The 22330-nt window shown below is 41.9% G+C and carries 17 protein-coding genes; 10 read left to right on the top strand and 7 right to left on the bottom strand.

Annotation, left to right across the window (positions count from 1 at the left end; all coding sequences use genetic code 11):
* The first annotated feature begins 22 nt into the window (after positions 1-22).
* The gene (locus tag VUI23_RS01755; RefSeq protein ID WP_342806545.1) at positions 23-1066 is read left to right on the top strand and encodes a mechanosensitive ion channel domain-containing protein; all 1044 of its coding nucleotides are present in this window, start codon (positions 23-25) and stop codon (positions 1064-1066) included.
* Between the two features lie 198 nt (positions 1067-1264).
* On the top strand, positions 1265-2233 hold the full coding sequence (locus VUI23_RS01750) for a transposase (protein WP_342806543.1): 969 nt from the start codon (positions 1265-1267) through the stop codon (positions 2231-2233).
* Positions 2234-2505: 272 nt separating this feature from the next.
* Here the strand turns inward: VUI23_RS01750 and VUI23_RS01745 are convergent, their stop codons facing one another.
* Positions 2506-2994, bottom strand: coding sequence for a thioesterase family protein (locus VUI23_RS01745; protein ID WP_216050526.1), 489 nt, complete (start codon positions 2992-2994; stop codon positions 2506-2508).
* Positions 2995-3109: 115 nt separating this feature from the next.
* On the opposite strand from VUI23_RS01745, the gene recQ reads away from it, so the two are divergent.
* On the top strand, positions 3110-4939 hold the full coding sequence (gene recQ / locus VUI23_RS01740) for a DNA helicase RecQ (protein WP_303501462.1): 1830 nt from the start codon (positions 3110-3112) through the stop codon (positions 4937-4939).
* A 17-nt stretch (positions 4940-4956) separates the two neighbouring features.
* Here the strand turns inward: recQ and VUI23_RS01735 are convergent, their stop codons facing one another.
* Together VUI23_RS01735 and VUI23_RS01730 are read right to left on the bottom strand one after the other, a co-directional pair.
* Positions 4957-5619, bottom strand: coding sequence for a glutathione S-transferase (locus VUI23_RS01735; protein ID WP_216050528.1), 663 nt, complete (start codon positions 5617-5619; stop codon positions 4957-4959).
* Between the two features lie 125 nt (positions 5620-5744).
* Positions 5745-6035 carry a cytochrome c gene (locus tag VUI23_RS01730; RefSeq protein ID WP_252729426.1) on the bottom strand — a complete coding sequence of 97 codons (291 nt, stop codon included), beginning with the start codon at positions 6033-6035 and terminating at the stop codon, positions 5745-5747.
* 149 nt (positions 6036-6184) lie between these two features.
* Here VUI23_RS01730 and VUI23_RS01725 point away from each other — a divergent pair, with 149 nt between their 5' ends.
* The 4 genes from VUI23_RS01725 to ribA all read left to right on the top strand — a co-directional run bounded on the left by VUI23_RS01725 (position 6185) and on the right by ribA (position 11566).
* Positions 6185-7621: a protein adenylyltransferase SelO family protein gene (locus VUI23_RS01725; protein WP_342806541.1), complete on the top strand. Its 1437-nt coding sequence runs from the start codon at positions 6185-6187 to the stop codon at positions 7619-7621.
* A complete protein-coding gene (locus VUI23_RS01720; protein WP_216050531.1) occupies positions 7609-7911 on the top strand; it encodes a DUF3630 family protein in 303 nt (100 codons plus the stop codon). The genes VUI23_RS01725 and VUI23_RS01720 overlap by 13 nt, the downstream gene beginning before the upstream one ends.
* An 83-nt stretch (positions 7912-7994) precedes the next feature.
* Entirely contained in the window at positions 7995-10856 is a 2862-nt protein-coding gene (locus tag VUI23_RS01715) for an EAL domain-containing protein (protein ID WP_342806539.1), read from the top strand.
* A 71-nt stretch (positions 10857-10927) separates the two neighbouring features.
* On the top strand, positions 10928-11566 hold the full coding sequence (gene ribA, locus VUI23_RS01710; RefSeq protein ID WP_216050532.1) for a GTP cyclohydrolase II: 639 nt from the start codon (positions 10928-10930) through the stop codon (positions 11564-11566).
* A gap of 116 nt (positions 11567-11682) precedes the next feature.
* Here ribA and VUI23_RS01705 read toward each other — a convergent pair whose 3' ends face one another.
* Complete coding sequence (locus tag VUI23_RS01705; protein WP_342806537.1) at positions 11683-14853, bottom strand: multidrug efflux RND transporter permease subunit; 3171 nt, start codon at positions 14851-14853, stop codon at positions 11683-11685.
* Positions 14854-14868: 15 nt separating this feature from the next.
* Positions 14869-15975 carry an efflux RND transporter periplasmic adaptor subunit gene (locus VUI23_RS01700; protein WP_303501474.1) on the bottom strand — a complete coding sequence of 369 codons (1107 nt, stop codon included), beginning with the start codon at positions 15973-15975 and terminating at the stop codon, positions 14869-14871.
* Between the two features lie 329 nt (positions 15976-16304).
* On the opposite strand from VUI23_RS01700, the gene VUI23_RS01695 reads away from it, so the two are divergent.
* Positions 16305-17804: a DUF3300 domain-containing protein gene (locus tag VUI23_RS01695; protein WP_342806535.1), complete on the top strand. Its 1500-nt coding sequence runs from the start codon at positions 16305-16307 to the stop codon at positions 17802-17804.
* A gap of 345 nt (positions 17805-18149) precedes the next feature.
* Positions 18150-19793: a response regulator gene (locus VUI23_RS01690; protein ID WP_342806533.1), complete on the top strand. Its 1644-nt coding sequence runs from the start codon at positions 18150-18152 to the stop codon at positions 19791-19793.
* Positions 19794-19846: 53 nt separating this feature from the next.
* Here VUI23_RS01690 and VUI23_RS01685 read toward each other — a convergent pair whose 3' ends face one another.
* Both VUI23_RS01685 and VUI23_RS01680 read right to left on the bottom strand, forming a co-directional pair.
* Positions 19847-20962, bottom strand: coding sequence for an aminotransferase class V-fold PLP-dependent enzyme (locus VUI23_RS01685; protein ID WP_342806531.1), 1116 nt, complete (start codon positions 20960-20962; stop codon positions 19847-19849).
* Positions 20963-20973: 11 nt separating this feature from the next.
* Positions 20974-21735, bottom strand: coding sequence for a tryptophan 2,3-dioxygenase family protein (locus tag VUI23_RS01680; protein WP_342806529.1), 762 nt, complete (start codon positions 21733-21735; stop codon positions 20974-20976).
* 142 nt (positions 21736-21877) lie between these two features.
* Between VUI23_RS01680 and VUI23_RS01675 the strand changes: the two genes are divergently transcribed.
* On the top strand, positions 21878-22327 hold the full coding sequence (locus tag VUI23_RS01675) for an Lrp/AsnC family transcriptional regulator (RefSeq protein ID WP_342806527.1): 450 nt from the start codon (positions 21878-21880) through the stop codon (positions 22325-22327).
* The last annotated feature ends 3 nt before the right edge of the window (positions 22328-22330 follow it).

Below are 22330 nucleotides of genomic sequence, written 5' to 3'. Positions count from 1 at the left end.
TATTTTTACACTGGAATAATTTATGTTTTCAACAGATTCATTGTTAGAACTAACACTTTCTTTTATACCGCTATTGATAACCCTTTTAATTGTATTTGTGGTGCTTTGGAGTGCGCACAATATATTGATAGTTAAACAAGCTGATGCTGGAAATGAAAAACTGTTTTCGCGACAGTTAATAATGCTTGGATTGACCTTAGTGGCATTACTGGCGACAGTATTTGCATTACCAGTGAGCGAAAGTTCTCGCAATCAAATCATAGGTTTAATTGGTTTAGTCATCTCAGGGATTTTTGCGTTCTCTTCTAGTACCATTTTTGCCAATTTATTAGCTGGAATAATGCTAAGAATTACGAAACCATTTCACACTGGTGATTTTGTTCAAGTAGGAAGCTTCTTTGGGCGAGTTGTGGAGCGTGGATTGTTAGATACAGAAATCCAGACAGAAGTTAGAGATTTAGTAGCTCTGCCCAATACGTTTATGATCACTAATCCCATCACAGTGACTCGTACATCAGGCACAATTATCTCTACAAGTTTATCCCTTGGATATGATATTCATAATTCAACAATTGAAACCATGTTGTTACAAGCTGCTACCAATTGCCAACTAACCGACCCTTTTGTGCATATTGTTGAGCTAGGGGACTTTTCGGTAACCTACAAAATCAGTGGTAAATTGGAAGAAGTTAAGAGTCTAATCAGCTCGAGAACTCGACTGAACCGGGAGGTTTTAAATATCCTTCACGAAAACGATATCGAAATCATGTCCCCTAGTTTCATGAACCAACGTAAAATTCCAGATGACGTCAAAATTATTCCACCTAAACAACAAGTTAACAATGAGAATAGTGAGTCGACTGTAGATCAGGTGATTTTTGACAAAGCTGAAGAGGCAGAACAAAAAGAAGTACTTTTAGAACAGTTAAAAACGCAATTAGTTGAGTTAAATGAGCGACTCAAACAAGCTGATGAAAATCAGAAAGAATCGTTTAAATTACAAATCGAAGATTTAACGCAAAAAATAAAATCTTTCAATAAAGCCGAAGAAATTAAAGAAAGTTAATACCCAATCAGTTCTTACTATTCCGATTCAAAAAATGTGATAAAAAGCAGAATTCCATAAAGGACAGTCACTAGTTATAATCAACTTAAGTGATCAAACCTCGACTGAGACAGTCATAAAAACTCGACCTAAACTGGACTGGTGTTTAGCGCCCTAAGCGCTATGCTTGTGCACAATATTTAGTGTTCGGAGTTTTATATGCCGCTGCCCAGGAAGCATCAAATCAGTCTTGAAGATACCCCCTACTATCATTGTATGTCGCGGTGTGTTCGTCGTGCTTTTTTGTGTGGTTATGACAAATATTCTGGCAAAAATTACGAACACCGCAGACAATGGGTAGAAGATAGATTGCTCCTGCTTGCTTCTGTATTTTGCCTTGATGTGTGCGCTTACGCGGTCATGAGTAACCATGTTCACGTGGTCTTGCATATAAATAAAATTGAAGCCTTAAAATTATCAGATTTCGAGGTCTTTAAACGTTGGCAAAAAATACACAAGCCAACGGATCTTGTTCAGCAATTCTATATGAAAAACAATTCTGCTGAACGTTCTAGCATTCAGCTAGAAACCATTGCTAACACCATATCCATCTATCGGAAACGCTTGTACGATATTAGCTGGTTTATGCGTGAACTCAATGAGCCTATTGCTCGAAAAGCTAATCAAGAAGATGACTGTACAGGACATTTCTGGGAAGGGCGGTTTAAATCCCAAGCACTATTAGATGAAAAAGCTTTAGCAGCTTGTTTAGCTTATGTTGATTTGAACCCAATTCGGTCCAAAATAGCTTACAACCCCGAATCTTCCGAGCACACAAGTATTAAGCGACGCATAGATGCACTTCGTCAAGGCTATCAACCAACGTCATTAATGGCTTTTGAGCATAGTCCAATTCAAAATCAGCGAACCGAATTACCGTTTCGCTTAGATGATTACATTCAACTTATTCGCTTTAGCGCTCAAGGGTTTGATTCGGCAAGTAGAAACGAAACTACACAGCCATCAATAATTCGAACTTTCGGGTGCAGTGAACAGCTTTGGATGAATCTTCTTCATAATTTTGAGAAATATTTTGGCGTGGCAGCTGGTGAGCCAAGGTCGATGGAACGTTTTATGCTAAACACGGGGAGGGGCAGACTAAAAGGCAGCAGAAGGATAGCCCAATAGCCTCGCTCCATAAACCACCGATTATTCCAAATGCATCCACTTACCTGCTGTCCTTTCTAATTTGGCTAAATCGACCAAGACAACATAAATACGGTATAAATATAGAGTATCGGCTGTTCTTAGGTCAAAAACACCCTTGAACATTTGCACTTACTGCTTAATCACAATATATTTTCACTAAAGACTGTCCTATTTGTGGTTTTATATATGACTGTCTCGAAAGCGAAGTAATGTGCTAACCAACCATATAAGTGGCTGTCCCAAATGCGATGCTAACCAACCATATAAGTGGCTGTCCCAAATGCGATGTGAGTGCCTGTCTCATTATGTAGTTCCATTCTACACACGGCGACTTTCTTGCCCTTGCGAATCACCTTCGCCGTAGCGATAAACTCTTTTCCCTTGCCTGGCCGCAAATAATCAACCCGCATATCGATAGTGCCAACATTAGAAAACGAGCCCTGAAACTCATCCAAACTAATATCTCCAAAATCCTTAATAGAATACAAAATGGCCATCACCCCACCCACCGTATCCAAAATTGCTGCAGTAACCCCCCCATGCAAAATTTTGTGAATAGGGTTACCCATTAACTTGTCATCCCAAGGCAACCTAACCTCAACCTCATCAGCGCTCAATTTATCGATTTTTAGTCCAAGTAGCTTATTAAATGGCATTTGCTCACTAAACATATGCATCACAAATTCACCTAACGCCTCAGAACTCAAACGTACAGTTGTATCCATGTTATTTTGTGTCATATTAGATCCCATTAATATTTGGTGTTTATAGCGTATACCCCAAGGCGCTTTTTAAGTAAAATCATCATTACTAATTCCAATTCAACACCATTTTTGATTCGTACGAGGAAACTACTTGTCTACTGCCACCAGCAACCCCCTAGCAAGCAAAGATTTTGCAGCGCCAGCAGTAAAAGTGCTAAAAGATGTTTTCGGTTATGACAACTTCAGGGATGGACAACAACAAATCATCGAGCAAGTCCTAAACGGACGTGACGCGCTGGTTTTAATGCCCACTGGTGGCGGAAAATCCCTATGTTACCAAGTTCCCGCTTTGCTATTGCCCGGATTAACCGTTGTCGTATCTCCACTTATTTCATTAATGAAAGATCAAGTTGATGCATTAACCGCATCAGGTGTTGCCGCAACCTACATTAACTCATCAATTCCCCGTGAGCAGTTGGTCAATATCTATCGGCAACTACAAGACGGCAAATTTAAATTACTCTACGTTGCCCCAGAAAGACTCATGCAATTGGAATTTATCGACCGTCTACACACCCTAAATTTAAGTTTAATTGCAGTAGATGAAGCCCATTGTGTTTCCCACTGGGGACACGATTTCAGACAAGACTACCGACTTCTCGGCCAATTAAAAAAGCATTTTCCCAACACCACCGTTATGGGCCTAACAGCAACAGCCGACATCGCAACCAGAGCCGATATCTCCCAACAATTGAATTTACACAATCCATTTGTATTCAGAAGTAGTTTTGACAGACCCAACATACGCTACAATTTACTCTCAAAATACAAAGCAGTAGATCAGCTCATCCACTACGTAAAAAACCAAGAAGGCAGCGGAATTGTTTATTGCAACAGTCGCGCTAAAGTAGATGAACTAAGCTTTAAATTAGCCAAACAAGGGATTAATAGCGCCGGTTATCACGCAGGCCTAGAGCCAGAGATAAGAGATAAAATCCAACGGGACTTCATTCAAGACAATGTAGATGTGATCGTCGCCACAGTTGCCTTCGGAATGGGCATCAACAAATCCAATGTACGCTACGTCGTGCATTTTGACTTGCCACGAAGCGTCGAATCATATTATCAAGAAACCGGCCGAGCTGGACGCGATGGCATGCCAGCGGAAGCCTTATTGTTATATGACGAAAAAGATGCCGCCCGCATTCGTCAATGGATCAGCATGGGTGAAAATACCGAGCGTCACGAAGTAGAACTGCAAAAATTTGCGGCCATGGAAGCCTTTGCTGATGCACAAACCTGTCGACGCCAAGTACTCCTCAATTATTTTTCCGAGTACAGTGGCGCCCATTGTGGTAACTGCGACATCTGTATCGACCCACCCAAACGTTTTGACGGCACCATTCAAGCGCAAAAAGTACTTTCCTGCATATTCAGACTAGGTCAAACCGTGGCAACTCAATACGTTATCGATGTTCTGCGGGGAAAAAACCACAAACGTATTATTGAACAACAACATGACAAACTTCCCACCCACGGGATTGGCAAAGACCAATCAGAAGCCTACTGGCACAACGTGATCAGCCAACTTATTCATCAAGGTTTAATTCGAATAGATATTACCCAAAACGCCAACTTGAAACTCACTGAGGCAGCTCGACCAATCTTAAAATCTGAAGTGATGGTTACCCTTGCTGTGCCGCGCCTTGCGTTAGAAACCACCAAACGAAGTAAAAACGACAAGCGATATTATGATCGAGCCTTATTCGCCAAGTTAAAACATTTACGCAAGACAATTGCCGAACAAGATGACGTGCCCCCATTTGTCGTGTTCAGTGATGCTAGTCTGGCAGATATGGCTGAATTTTTACCAGAAAATGCATCCCAATTTCTACAAATAAGTGGCGTAGGAAACACTAAATTAGAGCGCTACGGAGAGCGCTTTTTAGCACAAATAAGTCGGCACGTTAATGGGAGTTAAAAGCCTCAAGGCGTAACTCAAGCGTAGGCGTACTCGCCACCTTTTTGCAATGCCCGCTTGTAAGCTTCGCGCTGATGGATTTTTTGCACATAAGCAGCAATAGCGGGATATTGCTTACCTCCTCCACGAGAGAAGCTCGCTTCCAATGGAAAACTCATTTGGAAATCGGCACCTGAGAGCTCATCGCCAGCAAACCAGAGATTATTTTGTAAGTGAGTATCAACATACTCCAAATTACCTGAAATCATTGGCATGTAGTAACCATCCATGACTTTATCAGCAATTTTGTTGGCAATTATTTTGATGAAAAATGGTTTCGCATTAGCTCTAACTTTATCAAAAACCAGTTTCGCTACCATGGGCGGCATCAGAGTTCCCTCGGCAAAATGTAACCAATATTGGTATTGTCTAAGGGCTTCAGTGTGCGCTTTAGGTTTCAAATGCTCACCATAATGCTCAACTAAGTATTCGATAATCGCACCCGACTCAGCAACCGTAACGTCACCATCGGTAATAACGGGCGACTTTCCTAAAGGGTGAATTAACTTTAACGTAGAAGGCGCAAGGTTGGTATTTGCATCACGCTTGTAATGTTTAATTTGGTAGTCTAATTCAAGCTCTTCGAGCAACCACAAAATGCGTTGCGAACGTGAATTATTGAGGTGATGTAGAACGATCATAAGAAATCTCTGTTATTTAATTTCAGTAGATACGTTAAGGTTTCGAAAAAGATCTATTTCGAAAAAAATGCGTCAGCAATAAACAGGAGGTATTAAACCTCCTGTCACAAACTGTTACTTACAATTTATCCAGCCGGATTCAGGCTCGCGAAATAAGCCGCTAAATCATCAATATCCTCGTCGCTTAGGCCCTTAGCCATAGGTGCCATAACCATATTGTTACGCTCGCCACTACGAAATGCTTTCATTTGTAAAACCAAATACTGCTCTTTTTGACCAGCTAAATTTGGATACATAGGGATCATAGAAATTCCATTAGACCCGTGACAAGCTGCACAAGTAGCAGACTTACTCTTGCCTTTTTCTGCATCTCCAGCAAATGCAGGGGCACACAGGGCACTACCAGCAATCAACATAGCGAAAAGTGCTACAGGTTTTAAATTCATGTTACTAACCTCGTAATAATTGATTAAGAGTTCCAAAATCGTTTTTCAGAACAAGGGTATCAAGATAGCCCCATGTCAGGATAAACTATACTTTGAATTAATACTAATAAGGCGCAAACGTGCATTTCGATCATTCTTACGCACAAAAATTATCCAACATGGTAAGCCAGGTTCGAATTTCACCGTTACTTGAGCCAGAATTAGCATTATATAACTACCAATTGGCAGAAGACATAGAACTTAAGAACGAATTTTCGCAAGCCGAAATCCTTTTTAGAGAATTATTTGAACCTGAGGGCCAGTTAAATCAACATGCTATCGCGCAAAAATACGGAGGCCACCAATTTGGCGGCTGGAATCCAGAACTTGGTGACGGTCGCGGCGTGTTATTGGCTGAAGTGATAACCCAAAAACAGAAGTCATGGGATCTGCATCTTAAAGGGGCTGGCAAAACCCCCTACTCACGCTTTGGCGATGGACGTGCGGTGTTAAGGTCGACGATCCGTGAATACCTAGCAAGTGAAGCATTGCACAGTTTAGGCATCCCCACCTCACGGGCATTGTGCCTAATTTCCAGTAAAGAGATAGTATATCGTGAACAACCCGAAACTGGAGCGATGTTAATTAGAGCATGTCAAAGCCATATTCGATTCGGCCATTTTGAGTATTTTTATCAAACGAAACAGCTCGATAAGCTCGACAATCTTTTTAAATATACATTCCAAAAGCATTACCCAGAATTACTGAATCACGATAACCCTCATTATTCGTTGCTCGAACAAATCGTGTTAGATACGGCAGACTTGATTGCAAAATGGCAGGCCTACGGTTTTTGCCATGGCGTAATGAACACTGATAATATGTCGATTCACGGTATTACCTTTGATTTTGGACCCTACACCTTTCTAGACACCTATGACCCAGAATATATCTGCAATCACTCTGACCATAGCGGACGTTACGCATTTGACCAGCAACCTAGTGTAGCTTTGTGGAATTTAAATGCACTAGCCCATGCATTCACTGCCTACTTGTCCATCGAGCAAATAAAACAAGCTCTCACACAGTATGAAACACGTTTACAAACTCAATATGCCGAGCTTATGAGGTTGAAATTTGGATTCAAAAAAATCAGTAATAGCCACATGACATTAGTAAATGACTGGCTCGCATTACTTGCTCAAGACAAACGGGATTACACCCAAAGTTTCCGTTTACTGTGTGACGAAAACTTGAATATCCGTAAAGTTGCAGACCACTTCATTGACCGTACGAAAGCAGAAAGCTGGTATTCCTCATATATTGCAATGTTAGCAGAGGAATCAATACCTAAAAACGAACGCTTAGTGACAATGAAAGAAGCAAACCCGAAATTTATTTTACGAAACTACTTAGCTCAAAATGCGATTAATGAAGCGGAAAAAGGGAGCTTTGACGAGTGCAAGCGCTTACTAAAAGTACTTTCTAATCCATTCGATGAACAACCTGAATTCGAGCGTTACGCACAAACTCCACCAGACTGGGGACAATCAATGGAAATATCATGTTCAAGCTAAACAACTATAGCTGGCAATTAGAGGAGTCGATTATCAGATTGGTTTGTGATTATTTTCCTTCTCAAGAGGAAGCAATTGAGCAAGCCCAAAATTGGTTACAGTCGATAGAATCTAGAGTTTCAGATGTTAGTGAAGGTGCTGACCGAGCACAAATACAATTTGTATCAGATCAAGATACCTTTTTACTTTGTTATGACGGAACTTGTGAGGCATTATGGATAGAAGTGACGGGCTACGCCGAGTCGACTAGTTTAACAAAATTATTAGCTAAATTAGATGCAATTCAATAATATAGCCTTCTCACGCACTGAATATATGTTCTTTATTTTTACCAATAAAGTTAACGTCAAAATAATAAAAATGGTTGCTTAATGTGAAATTTGTCGGTCTTCTGAGTCTGTTGTTATTGAGTTTCGCAGGCTGTGTTGTTGCTCAACAAACAGATCCTATCCCAACGGTAATAGTAGATGCCGAAGTGGAGCATGTGCGTGTAAACGGCTTGTCTGAATTAAAACGCACCAATAAACGTGATCAACTTTCTCAAGTTCAGGCGTTACAAGACTGGTCAAAAGTGATTGATACAACGCCATTAGTTGAAAACCAAGCCTTGTGGCAGCGTTTTTCAATTGTTCACCAAGACAGCATAGACCAACAATATTTGTTGGTCATCAGCAACCCTTCAATAGATTATCTAGACGCCTATGTGCTCGATGATAAAGATCGACTTTTGGAGACTTATTTAGTCGGCGCAAAACGCGATTTAGCAACACGCCCTTATAACCATAGAGACTTCGTTTTACCCATAGCATTGAGCCCAAACCAAAGCGTCAATATATACCTACGCATCCAGGATGATGGTCCCTCTGTTTATGCTATCGATCTTTGGACAGACACCGAATTTATTGCCGAAGAACAATTCCATTTGGCCTTCATCGGCGTGGTCGGCGGCGCCCTAGCTATTCTATTTTTCTACTTCCTTGTCACTTATGTGCTGCTTAGAAGCCCCATCCGATTTTGGTTTTCTGTGGCTAATGCGGGTTTGTTATTCCTATTTTTGAATATTCAAGGAATTGTCAGCCAGTTCACCGGCCTAGGATCATACACCTCTCAAATTAGCAGTGTAACAGTAGCAATTGTAATATTCGCAGCTGCAAAAGTTTGTCACGCCATGTTGGTACGGGTCCCAATATTTTGGCGTTTTATTTCTTATTTAATGGCGATTTCGCTGATTGTTATCGCGCCTATTTTAAACAGCTATCTACAACTAGTGGTTGGCTCAGCCCTCGCTGCTGCCGCGGTCTTGTTACACTTATTATTAGCGCTAATTTATCATGATCGGAAACATACTATGCCCAACGGCTTATATGCATTCGGCTGGTTGATTATCTGCGCTACAGTAATGGCTGAAGTAAGTTTTTACTTATCTGGAAATGCAATAGATACATACACGGGGTTGATATTGTCGTTAATCGTTATGTCCGGTGTCTTGCTAATAGCGGTTGCAATTGAAAGCCATGAAAAAGCACTCGCCTTTGCCAAACAGGTACAACAACAGAACGCCATTGAAAACCTACACCAATTTTATGATCTTTTCCGCAACTCCGCAGAGGGCCTTTATACATCAACCCAAGACGGTAAGTTAGTCACCACCAACCCAGCAATGTGTCAATTGTTCGGATACGCTGACGAATCGCAGATGTTATTAGAAGTCAAAGATACATCCGTGCTCTACGCCAATCCCCATGAACGTGATTTATTAATGGAAGAAATCTTCCTCAACGGCATGGCATTAGGCAAAGAAATAAAAGGTATTCGTAGGGACGGCAGTGAATTTTGGTTTTGTATTTCAGTACAACTCACTGGCACAGAAGATAAAAAATACTTTTTTGGGTCAATTTTTGACATCACCGAAAAGAAACAATCAACGATTAGCTTAGAATACTTAGCCACCCACGATTCATTAACCGGTGTGTATAACCGAAGAGAGTTTGAGCAAAAACTACGAGATGGCATACGCCGTTCTAAGCAGTTAAAACAAGAGCTCACACTGCTTTATATGGATCTTGAGCAGTTTAAGATAGTGAATGATACCTGCGGTCACAAAGCCGGAGATGCACTCATTAAACAACTATCACAGATCCTCAATGACGTGGTATTGAATAAAGGTGTATTAGCCCGACTAGGGGGCGATGAATTTGGCGTGATTTTAGAATCTGAAAATGCGCAAATGGCAGATGTTATTGCAAACCAATTAATGAACGCCGTTAAGGAATTTAGGTTTATTTGGGACAATCGTATTTTTGCTATGGGCATAAGTATAGGTATGGCCAAATGGCAAGACGAGATTGAAACGCCGGAACAACTTATGAGCATGGCCGATGCAGCCTGTTACGTAGCCAAAGAAAAAGGCCGCAGTCAGATACACCTGTATTCCAGTGAAGATCTCAAAATGCAGCGTTATGAATCTGAATTAAAGTGGGTGTCTCAAATAAACTTGGCGTTGGAACAAGATAAATTTCAGCTCTATTATCAACACTACTACCCGCTGTCTAAAGTGGCCGATGGCCACCACTATGAAATTTTGCTGCGGATGCGAGACGAAGATGACCAAATAGTACCACCAGCGGCATTTTTACCTGCAGCGGAACGTTACAATTTAACCATCGAAATAGATAAATGGGTAATTCAACATACCTTTAAATGGCTGTCCGAACACCCCGAACACCTAGCACAATTGCGTCAGTGCAATATCAATCTCAGTGGTCATTCGCTAGCCGACAACGACCTCAAGCGTCATGTAACCAAAGCCTTTGAAGATTATCAAATTCCCCATCAAAAGATTTGCTTTGAAATTACCGAAAGCATGGCAATCGTCAAAATGGAAGAAACCTTACGCTTTATAAGCGCATTTAAGAAACTCGGCTGCACCTTCGCGCTAGATGATTTTGGCAGCGGATTTTCGTCTTACAGCTATTTAAAAAACCTGCCGGTCAATTGTCTCAAAATCGACGGAAGTTTCGTTAAAGATCTCTTAGTTGACCCAGTCGATATGGCAATGGTTGGTTCGATGAAAGATTTGGCCAAAGCAATGTCCATGAGCACCGTCGCTGAATTTGTAGAGTCTAAAGACGTAATGGTAGAGCTAGGTAAGATGGGCATAGACTTCGCCCAAGGTTATGGCGTAGCGAAACCAGCTCCCCTTAACGAATTTACTGACTGTAAAACTATCGACTAAAGGTTGTAATGTGTAGATTCGTGCCCATATTGGTGAATTAATATTTAATTTACAATTTATAAAGGCCCGTAGTGGTGACAAACACGCCAACCAATAAGTTTGAATTTGTAAGTTCAGCTGCCCTTCCAACCCAATTTGGATTATTTACTATCCATGGTTTTGTTGAAATTGAAACACAACAAGAACATGTTGCTCTTTCATACGGTGAATGGCAGCAAGATGAAACCATTCCAATCCGCGTACATTCTGAATGTTTAACAGGTGATGCCCTATTCAGTACTCGCTGCGATTGTGGGTCTCAGTTAAAAAAAGCCCTGCAAAATATTGTTGAACAAGGAAAAGGGGTGTTGCTTTATCTTCGTCAAGAAGGACGAGGTATAGGCTTATTGAATAAGATCCGCGCCTACAAATTACAAGACAGCGGCCTAGACACAGTAGAAGCCAATGAACATTTGGGTTTTGATGCTGACTTACGTGACTATGCAATATGTAAGTTAATGCTCGATACGCTGGGCGTTAAGAATGTTGCGTTGATGACCAACAACCCCAAAAAACAAGCGGCGTTGGCAGAAATGGGCGTTAATGTGGTTTCCAGAACCCCTATCGACCATGGTTTAACAGAGGATAATCGACGCTACCTACGCACAAAAACAGAAAAGCTAGGTCATCAGTTCGATTTACACTTACTCAATAACGGTCCGAATAAATAGCTAACGGCACTCGAATTTGCCAATTACATAGGTATTAGCCAAAGCCAAATACCTGCCTAATAAAAAAGAGACCTAGGTCTCTTTTTTATTGTCTAAAACAGTCTCTTTAGCACTGCTTAGTTGTGAATTTGAACACCGGGAACACAACCGTTTTCATCGAGTTTCTGGCGTTTAACCAACATCGACAATTTGCGGCATAAAATGTAAAAAACCGGCGTAAAAATAAGACCAAAGAATAACACGCCAAGCATGCCGCTAAATACCGCCACACCCAATGCTTGACGCATTTCGGCTCCAGCTCCAGTGGCAATCACCAAAGGAACAACCCCAAGTATAAAGGCAAAAGAGGTCATCAATATTGGACGTAGTCTTAACCTCGCAGCTTCAACTGCCGCATTATAAAGCGGGACGCCATGCTGTTCTTTGTGACGTGCAAATTCCACTATCAAAATCGCATTTTTACTGGCCAAGCCAATCAACACAATCAAACCAACCTGAGTCAAAATATTATTGTCCATTCCAGCAATGTAAACACCAGCGATAGCCCCTAACAAACACATTGGAACAATTAGAATTACCGATAGTGGTAAAGTCCAACTTTCGTACAAGGCAACGAGTAACAAAAACACAAAAACAACCGCAAAAACGAAGGCCAATATAGCCGAGCTGCCCGCTTGTTTTTGTTGATAAGCAAGTTCAGTCCACTCATAAGCGATGCCGTCTGGCAAAATTTGCGCAGCTAAACGCTCCATGGTGGCGATTGCCTCGCCAGAGCTATAACCAGCAGCGGTATCTCCGTTCAAATCTGCCGCTGGATAAAGATTATATCGGGGAACCCGCGACGGCCCAGAGCGATATTCGAAAGTTGCCACAGAGCTCAACGGAACCATATCACCCGCTTTGTTGCGAACCCGAATCCGGCCAACATCATCGGCCTCCATCCTAAAAGGAGCATCCGCTTGTGCCGTGACTCTGAAGGTACGCCCTAAATAGTTAAAATCGTTCACAAAGGCGCTACCAAGATAAATTTCAAGAGCACTAAAAACCTCATTAACTGGCACACCTAAGCGCTCAACTCGTTCTCGATCAATGTCAGCGTACAACTGCGGTGTATTCGTTTCAAAGAAGCTAAACACTGAGGTAGTAGCAGGCTCTTGATTGGCGGCGTTAGCAAGTTGCCACATGGATGCCTCAAGCGCAGGAAGACCCAAGCCACGACGATCCTCAAGCATCATTTTAAACCCACCACCGTTACCTACTCCACGTACAGGTGGAGGCGGAATTACCGCCACATAAGCCTCTTTAATGCCAGACAACTCCTTACGTGCCTGAGCCACTAACTGGTCGAAGGTGATGCCCTTCGCTGCCCTATATTCAAAGGACTCAAGCGCTGGGAACAAAGCTGCCGAATTAGACGCACTTGAAAACGTTGCGCCAGAAAACCCAGTAAATGCAACAGATGTTTTTATGCCATCAATTTTCAGCAACTTATCCAATACTTCCTGCACCACATTATCAGTACGTTCTAGTGATGCACCAGCAGGTAACTGCACAGCGATGATCAAATAACCCTGATCCTGAGCAGGGATAAATCCTTGCGGGACTTTATTGAAGAAAAAGCCCGTCAAACACATCAAACCCAGATAAATGATAGACATGATCGCGCCAAAACGAATTATCTTCGACACGAACTTGCCATATGCAGAAGACGTACGATGCATGCCGTGGTTAAACTTATTCGCAAACCATGCAAAAGGACCTTTACTCGATGTCTTGTCACTATGAGGTTTAAATAAAACCGCTGACAACGCAGGGCTTAACACCAAAGAGACAAATACCGAAATCATAGTAGCCGCAGCAATGGTTATCCCAAATTGGCTATAAAAAGTGCCGGAAATTCCATCCACAAACGCAGTAGGTAAAAATACAGCCACCAGCACCAAACCAATTGCTACCAAGGCACCGCCCACTTCCGTCATGGTTTCCCGCGCAGCTTCCCGCGGACTCATTCCTTCGGCAATAAGGCGCTCCATGTTTTCAACCACCACTATGGCATCATCCACCACAATACCAATGGCTAATACCAAACCAAACAAGGTCAAATTATTCAAAGAAAAGCCCAGAGCGCTCATTACCGCAAAGGTACCAACTAACGAAATCGGAATCGCCAATATGGGGATAATCGCCGCGCGCCAATTTTGTAAAAACACCAAGATCACCAGCACCACTAGCGCTATAGCTTCATAAATAGTGACTTCTACCGCATCAATCGACTGACTAATAAATTGGGTAGGGTTATAAGCAATATCGTAGGTAAGCCCTGGAGGAAAGTCTTGAGACATTTCTAGCATGGTTTGTTGAATCGCCGCAGCGGTCTCCAATGCATTTGAACCAGGCCGTTGAAATACAGGCATCGCAATGGCTTTTTTAGTGCCTAAATACCCTCGGGTGGCATAACTTTCAGCACCTAACTCAACTCGTCCCACATCTTTTAAGCGTACGATTCGACCGTCGGTATTTTTGATTATCACATTCTCGAACTGTTGCGGATCAATCAAGCGTCCTTGGGTTTGCACACTTAATTCAAAGGCATTTTGCCCTGACTCTACAGGTGATTTATTTAGCGTACCACTGGCGACTTGAATGTTTTGCCCTTGCAGCGCAGTAATGACTTCTGAAGCCGTCATCCCAATGGAAGATATTACGTCAGGATCAAGCCAAATTCGCATCGAGTATTGGCTAGCACCAAAAATACGCACCTCGCCAACCCCATTAATTCGTGCTATCTGATCTTTTATTTGCAAGGTTGCATAGTTGGCAATGTAGGTTTGGTCATAAGTACTGTTAGGTGAAAACAAATTCACCACCAACATCAAATCCGGAGAGTTTTTGCGGGTCACAATACCCAAGCGCCTAACCGTTTCAGGTAACCGAGGTTCGGCTATAGCGACCCGGTTCTGCACCTGTACCTGTGCATTATCTAGGTCGGTTCCCAGTTTGAACGTAATAGTGATAGACACTTGTCCGTCGGCAGTAGATTGCGACGACATATACAGCATGTTTTCAATGCCGTTAATTTCTTGCTCAAGGGGAGTTGCCACCGTTTTAGCCGCAGTTTCAGCATTTGCGCCTGGATAACTGGCCGAGACTTGAATCGTCGGCGGAGCGATTTGCGGGTATTGCTCAATCGGCAAGGTAAAATACGACAGCGCCCCCACGATAAGAACGATAATTGCCAGTACCGAAGCAAATTTAGGTCTATCAATGAAAAAATGGGAAAACTTCATCTGTTATTCTCCCAATTAATGACTGTAGATTTCACTGATATTGACTTCCACCGGAGAGACTGTCGCTCCTGGTCTGGCTCGCATCATGCCGTTGACTACAATTTTGTCGCCTTCTTCAAGACCCTGTTCAATTATTCTTAACTCGCGGGTATGCAGCTCACCTAAAGTGACAAATCGACGTTCAATTTGGTTGTCTTGATTAATTAAATTCACGTATTTACGTGACTGATCAGTGCCGATAGATTTGTCAGGTATGAGTAAAACAGTAACATTTTCCCGATTTAGCAAACGAATACGCCCAAATATTCCTGGAACAATAAAACCGTCTTCGTTTTTCAAAATGGCGCGGCCCTGAATTGTCCCTGTGCTTTGGTCCATTTTATTATCAACAAAATCCATCACACCTTCATGGGTGTAGGTATCTTCATCTTGCAATTTGATTTTCACTGGATTGGGTACATCACGTGAACTTTCTCGCTGATTATTCTGATCTAGGCGAAGATATTTCAAAAAATCTCTTTCCCCAGCGTCAAAGTAAAAATGAATCGGCGAAATGGACACTACAGTGGTTAACAAAGTGGCATTAGTAGCGGTTCCGTTGACCAAGTTTCCGGCATTCACAAAATCTCTAGAAACAATCCCATCAATGGGCGATTTAACTTCGGTAAATTCCATTTCTAATTTAGCGTTGTCATAGGCAGCTTCAGCCATTTCGAATTCACTAAGACGCTGATCTACTTCTTCTTGCGAGATGGAATTTTTTTTACGCAAATCCAGTCCACGCTCTAGCTCTTTTTTAGCCAAGGAAACCCGAGACTTAGCGCTTTTTAAAGCAATTTCAAACGGTCTCTGATCGATTACAAACAACACGTCACCTTTATTAACCGCTTGGCCATCTTTAAAGTTTACCTTGTCTAAGTAACCGCTTACTCTAGCAACAATTTCTACCTCTTTAACCGCCCTAAAACGCCCAGTGTATTCGTCCCATTGATCAATTACCGTTTTGATTGGCTGGGCAACATCCACTTCTGGAATTGGCTGAGACTGAGGGGCTGACGGCTGTTCGCTGCATGCAGATAACAGCGTTAGAGAAAAAATGAGTGTAGCAAAACTAAGACGCATTCTTAGAGTCCTTAAATTGGTAATTACGGCACCCAAACACTGTGGTTTAGCGCTTATTGTTAGGCCCAACTGCTAAGATTGCCTCTTAGCAGTATAGTTAATCTTGGATAGAACGATTAAACGATAAATTTATTGCAGAATAATGTGAAAAATTTAGAGGTGAGAATCATATCTTCCAGCCAAGATTGTAACTTACTACGTGGTTAATCTGTAGAAAGATCTCAGTTAATTCACTTTAACGCTGCGAATTAAGGTGAGATTTTAAGCATTGGTTCAGCTAAGGTTAAGGACAGTCATTCTATAAGTATTCTGTAATAGAGGAGAATACTATGAAAAGCAGTACAAAATACGTTTTAGTGTACCTGACATTAATTTCGTTGACTGTGATGTTAGCTGTCAATCTTGCACAAGCGCAAGAAACACAAAATGTCATTGCCATTGAAACTAATAGTGACACAGATATTGATGAGTCTGCTCAAGAAAGTGCTTATTTACTTGATCAGGCAGAGCTAGATCAAATGCTTGCTCCAATCGCACTGTATCCAGACACAGTGCTATCACACATTTTAGTAGCCTCCACTTATCCATTGGAAGTAGTGCAAGCGGCTAGATGGCGTGAAAAAAATCAAAGCTTGTCAGAACAAGAAGTGATGGACGCGACAGCGGAGGAAGACTGGGATCCGAGTGTCAAAGCGCTGGTGCCATTTCATCAACTGTTGCAACAAATAACTGAAGATCTTAACTGGTTACAAGATTTAGGTGATGCCTTCCTAATTAACGAAGAACAAGTATTGTCTAGCGTGCAGAACCTGCGCCAAAAAGCCTATGCTCAAGGTAGTTTAGAAAACAGTGAGTATATAGAAGTGGTAGAAGAGGATAATGACATCCTTATTCAACCCGCCAGCACAGAAATTGTTTACGTACCTTATTATGACACGCGTGTCGTTTATGGTTCATGGTGGTGGCACGACTACCCTCCAATTTACTGGCATCGTCCGGCCCATTTTTACATACATGCAGGTTTGTATTGGAGTCCACGAGTTTATGTCCGTCACAATCTATTTTGGGGTGGGTTTAATTGGCGTAATCGCTACATTGTTGTGAATCATCGTTATCCATATCGCAATGGTCGTCGTGATGATGGCGTGCGCAGAGTCAGCTCTAGTGAGTATCAGCGGTGGCAGCACAACCCGACTCATAGAAGAGGCGTAAGATACGACGCGCACACACCAAAAGTGGTATACCGTCAGCAGAACCGAAATGATAATAAACGAGTGATTAGTTCTGAAGGAAAGTCTCGTGTATTAGATAAATCTAGACCGGTTCAAGTGCGCCAAAATATCAAAACAGTAAAAACCAGTACTAAGGCGCAGCAAACACAACAGCGTTTGCAGACCAAGTCTAACCGAGTCAATGACTATTCAAATAAGAACGATAAATCGAGTCAACGTCAACGGGTAGAGCGCGATAAGACAGAGCAAAAAAATGTACGCCAGGTGTCTGCCCAGTCGCGTAATAATGTAGTGCAACGTTCACCAAAAGATTTGCAGCAAAATGCCGCGAATGTGCAACGTAATAGCAACAATATTACAAGTGACAAAGCAAGTGCGCAGCGCAACACGGGCAATGTCTCAAGGGATAAGGTATCTAGTGCTAACCGTTCAAGTTCTAAAAGCAATAATGCCTCGAAACAAGGTTACTCGAATAAACAATCGCAGGGCGCGCAACGGAGTACCAGAAGCTATTCAACCAATAGAGCAACCACGCCAAGGTCGAGCAATAGACCTGCACAAAAGCAGAGTCACAGAGGGAATACTAAAGAGCGCTAAAATTAGCATCTAAGGTTTTTTCAAACTTCATTTAACCCAAAATCAATCCATGCTAACAAAGACTTTGTGAGTATGGATTGATTCCATTATGCGCTAAGGCGCTTGCTAATCCTCACATCTTGCGCAATTATACGGTTAAGCGGTCTTTTTGAACCCTATCCACAAGGTTAGTGGCACGCAGCAAAATTTAACACCTTTGAGTTGATTGACTGGTTAACGGGGTTAAATTCGATTGAAAGCAATCCCCATAAAAGCAATCGATTCAATCACAATTTGTCTGTCGATAAGGGTTCATGTTGTATTCGACCTTCCACAGTAGAAAAATAAGATGTTGGAATTTAAGAATTGATTGAGATCCCCCCGCAAAAGCCATTAAGCAGCTTAAATGTGTTGGTCATTGATGGACAATCGTTAGTTCACGATAGCATTAAGTCGGCGTTAATAGAGATTGGTATCAGTAATTGTAAAAGTGCTGAGAATGCCTTTTATGCACTGCGTTTATGTGAACAAACTAAATTTGATGTAGTACTCATTTCGTTTGACATCCGTAGTGACAAAGACGGCTTCAATTTACTTGAAGAAATGCGCCTCAAAGGCCATATCAGTAAAACAACCATGGTCATATTCTTAAGCGCTGACACCTCTATGTCATTGGTGAATTGCGTGGTTGAATTGCAGCCCAGCGATTTTTGGGTGAAACCATTAGATCGCAAAACTATGGAAAAACGCTTTAAGTACTTATTTGCGATTAAAGAAAAACTGTATAAATTATCCTACTGCATTGATAAAGCAGAGTATCCCACAGCCATCTACTACGCTGAACGCCAACTAAAAGACGAATCCCTTAGCAAATACTACCCCATGATTAACCGCTTAATCGGCGAATGTTTAATTAATCTAAAAGAATATTCCCAAGCAGAAGCTTTTTATAAAAAACTAAGCGAACGGTATAAATATGGTTGGGTTCAGGTCAATCTCGCACGCAGTTTATTAAAACAAGACAAAATGTCTGAAGCCATAACGCTCACCGATGCACTCCTCGAACGAGATGATACGCGCTTCACAACTTATGATGCCTTAGCCGAGTACTACATTGAAAAAGAAGATTACGCCAAGGGTTACGAGATTATCCAAGAGGCCACCAAATTAGCGCCACGCAACCTAGACAGAAATAAAAAATCGTGGAATTTAGCACGCCTTAATCATGATAAAAAAGGCCAATACATGGCCACCATGAACATGGCGAAATTTGCTAAAAACTCGATCCACGACACACCAGATTTAAATCTCAACGTTATCCGCGCCGCCATAGATTTAGCAGGTTCGCTAAACGGCGAAGAGGCCACTCGACTGATCACCAAAACCGAACGTGACTTATCTTTTTTCGTCAATGAATACGGACACGACAGTCAGTTAAAAGAACAACTGGCTATTATCAATGCTCGCATGTTGAATTTGAAGAGTGATAAAAAAGGTGCCGAAGAAATTATCAAAGAGCACATGGAAACAAGTTCAAGCAATTCTGTGGAAGATAGCCTAGACAAAGTAAAAGCATTTCATGAAATGGGCTATTGGGAAGAGTCGATTCGTTTACTTGACTCTATCAAGTCTAAAATTGAAGGCGATAGCTTTATCGGACAGGTGATCAATGAGTACCTAGATCAGGAAAGCAAAGAGCGCACAGATATTCGCTACTCTCCCAAAGAGCTAGGCGAAATGGCTTCTTCCCATTATAAAAATAAACGCTATGAACCTGCTTATGAATTGCTTACGCAAGCTTTTGTCTTAGCGCCGAAAAACCCCAATATGGCGTTAAGCATTCTAAAAGTCATGGTTAAATTAATTGATGAAGTACATTTTGACGAAGAGCAACTTGCTTGCCTCAAACGATGCAAAGATTTACTAGATTCCATCCCGCTATCCCCCAATCAGCATAAAAAAATGGACGAATACTTGGCGGTTATCGAACCATTATTAAAATCCGCTTAATCAAGCCGAGATAACAATTGGCAGGACGAATAAAATCACCTGCCAACTTCTCTTTAGTCGTCGCTGTTGTGCTTAAACGCAGCTATCAACAAGTCAACTTGTTGCATCGAATTGTAAACATGAAACGACAAGCGCATTACATTACCTCGAGTATCAAAATAACAATTCTGCTTTTTTAAGCGTTGGCTAATTGCCGTGATTCGAGGAGCTGATAATTCGATACACAAGGTACCGCCAACATTTGCCAAATCAATTGGCTGCATCGCACCTTCGTCCAAGGTTGCTAAAAAGTACTCTGCCAATTTTCGATTGTGGGCAAAAACAGTGTTTTGACCAATCTCCAACAAGGTTTGTAAACTTCCCAACGCCAAAGCATAGGGCGCAATATTTGGTGTACCTCCCCAAAACCGTTTGGCATCGGGTGCATAGGCAAAGCGCTTAATCTCCATTTCGAAAGGATCGCTATGGGAAAACCAACCCACATCTATTGGTTTAAGTTGTTCGACAGTATTGGGATTAACCCACATAAACCCAGCGCCTGGCCCTCCACATAGCCACTTAACGCATGAACCAAACAACGCATCTACATCCCAACGATGCAAATCAATCGGCAAGATACCCGCCGATTGCGCCACATCCACAGCTAGATAACAGGATTGTTGTTTACACAATTGCCCAATAGCTTCGACCGGTGCGACCTGACCCGTATTGGAGTGAACATGGGTTGCCAGAACGCAATCAATATCTTTTTGAATATAACGCTGCCAAGTTTGAATGTTGAACGCTGACTCGGATGCCGGAATGAACACAAGTTCAAAACCGAATTGCTGCATTGCCTGTGCTACATATCCCATGGATGGAAATGCGTCTTCGTGGATCAGTATCTTGCGTTTACCGACCTGAGAATTTTCCATTGGCAAAGCCATCAACCACTTTGTAAAAGCACTGGATAAATTAGTTTGAGGACAAAAATCCGCAGCCTTTGCGTTAAACAACTTTGCTAACGAAGCACAAAATAAATCAACGGTTTGCAACCAATCCGGCCATGCATCGCCCCCTGACAATTTCCAAGGGGTTAGAAAGTTTTCAGCCAAACTAAGTTCCGACTGTTTGCTTAAGCACCCCACTGAATGACTTAAAAAATAGGGCCCAGCGGGAAGATTGAACATGTTAGAAAAACTCACCCTGCTTGGGTTCCGGTAGCTTGTTTTGGCACGATAGAGTCTCTCACTTTACCGTAAGACTGTCCCCATGCATCCGTCATCTGATTCCGTATCTGCCACAATTCAGGGAAAAATTGATTCCTTGCCCCTGATTTTAATAAATCAACAGGTCGGCCTTTTAACGAATGAGATTCCATGCCGATGGTGCGCTGAATCAAGAACAGATGCTGCCAACGGAACTTCTGCAGTAATTCATCAAATTCAACTAAACTCTCGGCGATCACATAGCTATCATCATGCTGATATTGGCTATCGTAAATAGCTTCGATAGTGGTGTTTCGGTCTTGAATATAGTGTTTATTAAATACCGTCCACAGATCCGCAGGAATCTTTACCAAAATACGAAAGCCAGGAGACTCCTGGCCACTACCATTGCCTAACTGCAAACGAATTTGTTGATACTCTTTGGGCGACATTGTTTCCAATAAGTCCATTTGTTCGCTCATCATTTTTTGCAGCATGTGTACCCGCTTCATGAGCGAAATCACACGATGACTTTGTTCAGTTTGCATGTACTCCAATACATCGATAAGTGTGAATATCATCAACTTCATCCATAACTCTTCAACTTGATGGACAATCTGAAACTGCAGTTCGTCTGAATTACACAATTTATCTAAGGGCTTTTGGCATTGTAGTAAGGTGTCACATTGCAAATAAGCACCGTAATCAAGAATTTCTGGGTTTTCTAATAGACTGCTGTATTTTTGTCGGTACATGGGACTTTCCAAACGTTTAATTTGGATTTTATGGTAATGGATCGGGATTTGAACATTGTTCCTGAATTACTTGATATTTTGCAATTTTTAGAACAAAGTTTCATTTATTTAGAAATAATTAGAACGAATGTCGGAATAAGCCATGAATGACAAAGATAAACAAATCGTTTCCAAACTAGAAGAAGATGGCCGTTTGTCCTTCGCCACCCTTGGCGATTCAATTGGTTTGAGCAAAACTCCCTGCTGGAATAGAGTAAAAGCCTTGCAACAGAAGCAGATAATTACCGGGTTTTCAGCGATTTTATCGCCACAAGCCATGGGACTTAATATTCGTGCCCTAGTCAACGTGGTCATTGACATTGGCCAACACCAGAAATTTGAACAAGCAATTATTGAGCACGCTTCGATACGCTCCTGTCACGCAATCACAGGAGAGTTCGACTATGTATTGGAGATTTTAGCCAAGGACATAACTGACTTTGATGAGTTGCTGCGAGTAGATTTAAGTAAGCTTCCTGGGGTTTTACGTTTTAACACTTCAATTACTACTCGCTTAGTTAAGCAAAACGGACATTACAGCAAAATGCTTTAAATC

Source organism: Alteromonas sp. M12, from assembly GCF_037478005.1.
Lineage (GTDB): Bacteria > Pseudomonadota > Gammaproteobacteria > Enterobacterales > Alteromonadaceae > Aliiglaciecola > Aliiglaciecola lipolytica_A.
Note: the sequence above shows the minus strand (reverse complement) of the source record. Positions and strands in the feature narration are given on the sequence as shown.